This is a genomic window from Mesorhizobium sp. (genome assembly GCF_004962925.1).
Lineage (GTDB): Bacteria > Pseudomonadota > Alphaproteobacteria > Rhizobiales > Rhizobiaceae > Mesorhizobium.
Genome location: NZ_SUEO01000318.1, coordinates 263 through 5,033 on the forward strand (window position 1 = coordinate 263; position 4,771 = coordinate 5,033).

Annotated in this window: 5 protein-coding genes; 1 reads left to right on the plus strand and 4 read right to left on the minus strand. The window is 63.1% G+C overall.

Annotation, left to right across the window (positions count from 1 at the left end; translation table 11 throughout):
* Nucleotides 1-99: 99 nt before the first annotated feature.
* Nucleotides 100-993 carry a dihydrodipicolinate synthase family protein gene (locus tag E5W87_RS33780; protein ID WP_292407795.1) on the minus strand — a complete coding sequence of 298 codons (894 nt, stop codon included), beginning with the start codon at nucleotides 991-993 and terminating at the stop codon, nucleotides 100-102.
* A gap of 69 nt (nucleotides 994-1,062) precedes the next feature.
* Between E5W87_RS33780 and E5W87_RS33785 the strand changes: the two genes are divergently transcribed.
* On the plus strand, nucleotides 1,063-1,755 hold the full coding sequence (locus E5W87_RS33785; RefSeq protein WP_292407798.1) for a GntR family transcriptional regulator: 693 nt from the start codon (nucleotides 1,063-1,065) through the stop codon (nucleotides 1,753-1,755).
* 30 nt (nucleotides 1,756-1,785) lie between these two features.
* Here E5W87_RS33785 and E5W87_RS33790 read toward each other — a convergent pair whose 3' ends face one another.
* The 3 genes from E5W87_RS33790 to E5W87_RS33800 form a co-directional block, all read right to left on the minus strand.
* On the minus strand, nucleotides 1,786-2,100 hold the full coding sequence (locus E5W87_RS33790) for a hypothetical protein (RefSeq protein WP_292407799.1): 315 nt from the start codon (nucleotides 2,098-2,100) through the stop codon (nucleotides 1,786-1,788).
* Between the two features lie 270 nt (nucleotides 2,101-2,370).
* Entirely contained in the window at nucleotides 2,371-2,670 is a 300-nt protein-coding gene (locus E5W87_RS33795; protein ID WP_292407800.1) for a hypothetical protein, read from the minus strand.
* A gap of 259 nt (nucleotides 2,671-2,929) precedes the next feature.
* Nucleotides 2,930-4,426, minus strand: coding sequence for a CoA-acylating methylmalonate-semialdehyde dehydrogenase (locus tag E5W87_RS33800; protein WP_292407801.1), 1,497 nt, complete (start codon nucleotides 4,424-4,426; stop codon nucleotides 2,930-2,932).
* Between the last annotated feature and the right edge of the window lie 345 nt (nucleotides 4,427-4,771).

Consider the following 4,771-nt stretch of genomic DNA (forward strand, 5'->3'; position numbering starts at 1 on the left):
GCGCCCCGCTTTTGGCGACTTGGAAATTCCTTGCACGTGGGCGCTGCCCCTCATCTGGCTGCCGCCATCTTCTCCCCGTGAACGGGGGAAGAGCCTACCTCAAAACGTCGGCAGCTTCGGCCGCACCGCCAGCGCATCCCGGACGATCTTCTCGACCAACTTGCGGCGCTCGCCCGACAGCGGCTGGCGCGGCATGCGCACGCGGTCGTTGGTGTTGATCGCCAAGACTTCCGCGAGCTTGATGTTCTGCACCAGATAGGTCGAGACGTCGAGGTCGAGCAGCGGCCGGAACCAGCGGTAGATTTGCAGCGCCTCCTCACGGCGGCCCTGCTTCATCAACTGGTAGATGGCGACCGTCTCGCGCGGGAACGCGGTGACCAGCCCCGCCACCCAACCGATGGCGCCGACCGACAGCGCCTCGAACGCCAGATTGTCGACGCCGGTGAACAGGTCGTAGCGATCGCCGAAGCGATTGATGATTTCGGTCGAGCGGCGGATATCGTCGGAAGATTCCTTGATGGCGACAAAGCGCTCGTCCTTGGCCAGTTCCTCCATCTGGTCGACGGTGACGTCGACGCGGTAGGCGAGCCGGTTGGAATAGATCATAACCGGCAGGTCGCCGGCCTCGGCGACAGCGCGCAGTGCGGCGAGCGTCTCCTCCTCATTGGTATGGTAGATAGGGCTCGGCACCACCATCAGCCCATTGGCGCCCTCCTTGGCGGCGCGGCGCGCGATCGCCGCCGCCTCGCGCGTGCCGGCTTCGTTGACCGTCAGCAGAACCGGCTTGTTGCCGGCGATCTTCTGCGCGGTCTTCAGCACGTCGATCTTCTCGTCATGCGAGAGCATCGGCCCCTCGCCGAGCGAGCCGCAGACAATGATGCCGTCGCAGCCCGCCTCCATCTGCAGCGCAAAGCAGCGCTCCATCTCGCCATGATCGAGGCGGTCGTCCTCGGTGAATTTGGTCGTGACGGCGGGGAAAACTCCGGTCCACATGGTGGTCGCTCCATCTGATATATCAGTCGTATATTTATTAAGAAACGGACTGTCAACACGGATTTCGCTATGATATATCAGAAATATATCAGGAGCTCGCCTTTGATATTCAATGAAACAAGCCCGGCATTCGAGCCTGTGGCGGCGAAAGCCTACCGCGTGCTCGAGCACATGATCGTGACGCTCGAACTGGCGCCTGCAAGCTTCATCACCGAGGGCGCGCTGATCGACAGGCTCGGGCTTGGCCGCACGCCGGTGCGCGAGGCGATCCAACGGCTGGCTTGGGAAGGACTGCTGGATGTCCGGCCCCGTGCCGGCATCGCCATTGCCCCGCTCCATCCCGGCGACTGGTTGCGCGTGCTCGATGCACGGCGTGGCATCGAGGTGGTTCTTGCCCGCTCGGCCGCCCGCTTCGTCACCCGTGAGGCCGCCGACCTGTTTCACGATGCGGCACTGGCTATGCAGAAGGCGGTGATATCAGGCAATGTGCTAGCCTTCATTCAGGCCGACAAGGCGCTCGACGAGGCGCTGGCGCTGGCTGCCGACAATCCTTTCGCCGCGCGGCTGGCTGCCCCTTTGCAGACCCACAGCCGCCGCTTCTGGTTCCGCTACAAGGCCGAAACCGGGCTCGCCGAATCGGCCGAGCACCACGTCGCGCTGATCCGCTCGATCCTCGCCGGCGACGAAGACGCCGCCGCCAAGGATGCCAAGCGCCTGATGGCGCTGCTGCGCGGCCACGCTGAGGCGGCCGCCACGCGCTGAGACGCTCATCCAATCAATGCGTCCTGATCGTCATGCGTCCTGGTCGGCCGGGATCACCACGTTTTCCCAATGTTCGCCCGCCGCGACGATGCAGCTTCTGCCGGCGACATCGGTGACGATGATCGTCCAGCTCCCGGTCTCGGCGACAAAGACTTCCATAATCGCCATTTGACCGATCAGCCCGAATGCAACCTGTCTTTCCTGGAACTTCTCGGTCAGGTGAGCGACGAGATCGTCATGTTCGACGCAGTACTGATATTGGGCGCTTGCGGCGTTCGTACCCACCGCCAATGCGCCAGCAAGAACCAGGGCTTTCACCCAACCCAACAGCGATTTGCGTGCCATACGGCACCTCCTTTGCCGTCACGTCCGGCAAAGGGAGACGCCTCATTTTGCCGGAGCGATCCAGGCCGGTTCCGACGTCATCACCATCGCGTCGTTCCTTTCCGTGTTCCGGTCTGTCATCAGCGGGGACCAGTCTAGATGTTCCCACTATGTTCCACATATGGTGTCGGCAACGAAAAAGCGCAAGCAGGCGCCCGCTGCGGGCGCCTGTGGATCCGTTTCAAGGTCGGCTATGCCGAGACCGCGGCCGCAGCAAGAAAGGGGCCACGCTCAGGTGCCTGGCAGCGCCGCAGCCGTCAGCCCGCTCTCCCAGCCCTCACCCACCGAAATCACGCAGCTTTGACCGCGTGTGTCGCTGGCAAGGATGGTCCAGGTGCCCTGATCGGACACGAAGACTTCAACGATCACATTCCGATTGACGACGCCGAGCGCGGTCGGATTTTCACGGAACTTCTCGCCGAGTGCCTTGATCATGTCGGCTCGTGCTGCGCATTGTTCGGCCGCCATTGCCGGGGCGGCGGAAAACGCCGCAGCCGCGGCGCAAAGTATCGTCACCATAAGACGTGTCATCTGACACCTCCTTGCGCCGACCCTGCCCCCGAAGCTGTCGCCAGCGCCGTTGGTTGATCTGCCGCGCCTCCTTCGCGGCAGGATTGCAAGTTAAGACTTCTGCTGCCCGCCCGGTTCCATCACATTAGCGTTCAGAAATATATGGACCGCGACCGGTCAGTAAAAAGGCCCGGTTTCTAGCCGGGCCTTCTCGTCTTCAATCTGGATCCGGAACCGTCCGGCTAGTTCATCGTCGGCCGACTAGTTCATCGTCGGCCGACTAGTTCATCGTCGGGATGACGAATTCGGCGCCGTCCTTGACGCCGGACGGCCAGCGCGAGGTCACCGTTTTCGTCTTGGTATAGAACCGGAACGCATCCGGCCCGTGCTGGTTGAGGTCGCCGAAGGAAGACGCTTTCCAGCCGCCGAACGTATAGTAGGCGATCGGCACCGGGATCGGCACATTGACACCGACCATGCCGACCTGGACCCTCGAGGCGAAGTCGCGGGCCGCATCGCCGTCGCGGGTGAAGATGGCGACGCCGTTGCCCATTTCGTGGTCGTTGGCGAGCTTAATCGCGTTCTCGTACGTCGGCGCGCGCACCACCGAAAGCACCGGCCCAAAGATCTCTTCCTTGTAAATGCGCATATCGGCGGTCACGTTGTCGAACAGGCAGCCGCCCATATAGTAGCCGTTCTCGTAGCCCTGCATGGAAAAGCCGCGGCCGTCGACGACCAGCTTGGCGCCTTCCTTGACACCGGTGTCGACATAACCTTTGACCCGTTCCAGCGCCTGCGCCGTCACCAGCGGGCCGAAATCGGCGGACGAATCCGTCGACGGGCCGACTTTCAGGCTTTCGACACGCGGCACCAGCTTTTCCATCAGACGGTTGGCGGTGTCGTTGCCGACCGGGACAGCCACCGAGATCGCCATGCAGCGCTCGCCAGCCGAGCCGTAGCCGGCGCCGATCAGCGCGTCGACGGTCTGGTCCATGTCGGCGTCGGGCATAATGATCATGTGGTTCTTGGCGCCGCCAAAGCACTGCACCCGTTTGCCCGAGGCGGTGCCGCGTGAATAGATGTAGTGAGCGATCGGCGTCGAGCCGACGAAGCCGATGGCCTTGATATCGGGGTCGTCGAGGACGGCGTCGACCACGTCCTTGTCGCCGTTGACGACGTTGAGGATGCCCGCCGGCAGGCCGGCCTCGATGAACAGCTCGGCGATGCGCATCGGCACGCCCGGGTCGCGCTCCGAAGGCTTCAGGATGAAGGCGTTGCCGCAGGCGATAGCCGGCGCGATCTTCCACAATGGGATCATCGCCGGAAAATTGAACGGCGTGATGCCGGCAACGACGCCGAGCGGCTGGCGCATCGAGTAGACGTCGATGCCGGGGCCGGCGCCGTCGGTGAACTCGCCCTTCATCATATGCGGTGCGCCGATGCAGACCTCGACCACCTCCAGCCCGCGCTGGATGTCGCCCTTGGCGTCGGCGATGGTCTTGCCGTGCTCGCGCGCCAGAATGTCGGCCAGCGAATCATACTCTTTGGCGATCAGTTCGAGGAATTTCATCAAGACGCGCACGCGCCGCTGCGGGTTGGTCGCCGCCCAGCCGGGCTGCGCCGCCTTGGCGTTTTCCACCGCCGCGCGCAGTTCCGCCTGCGAAGCCAGCGCCACCGTGCCGCGCACCGTGCCGTCCATCGGCTGCATGACATCCTGCTTGCGACCGCTGGTCCCAGCGACACGCTTGCCGCCGATGAAATGACCGTATTCGATCATGATCTCTCTCCCTGTATTTGTGATGCGGCATTGTCCGCCTTTGCGCGGCCAATGGCAACGTGAGCGAAAACGCAACCGTTGTGCAGAAAATAGAGTGCGGCACACGCCTGTGCATCAAATCGCGCAAATGGTAGGAATGTCCATCCCCCACAGGAACTCTCAGGTTGAGCTTCTTCACACCCCCCTCTGTCCTGCCGGACATCTCCCCCGCAAGGGGGGAGATTGGCAGCTTCGGCCTTACCGCCCTTTCTGCAAAGTTAGAGATTGGCGAAAGCCGACGCGACACCCGATCTCCCCCCTTGCGGGGGAGATGTCCGGCAGGACAGAGGGGGGTGGGCGGGAACG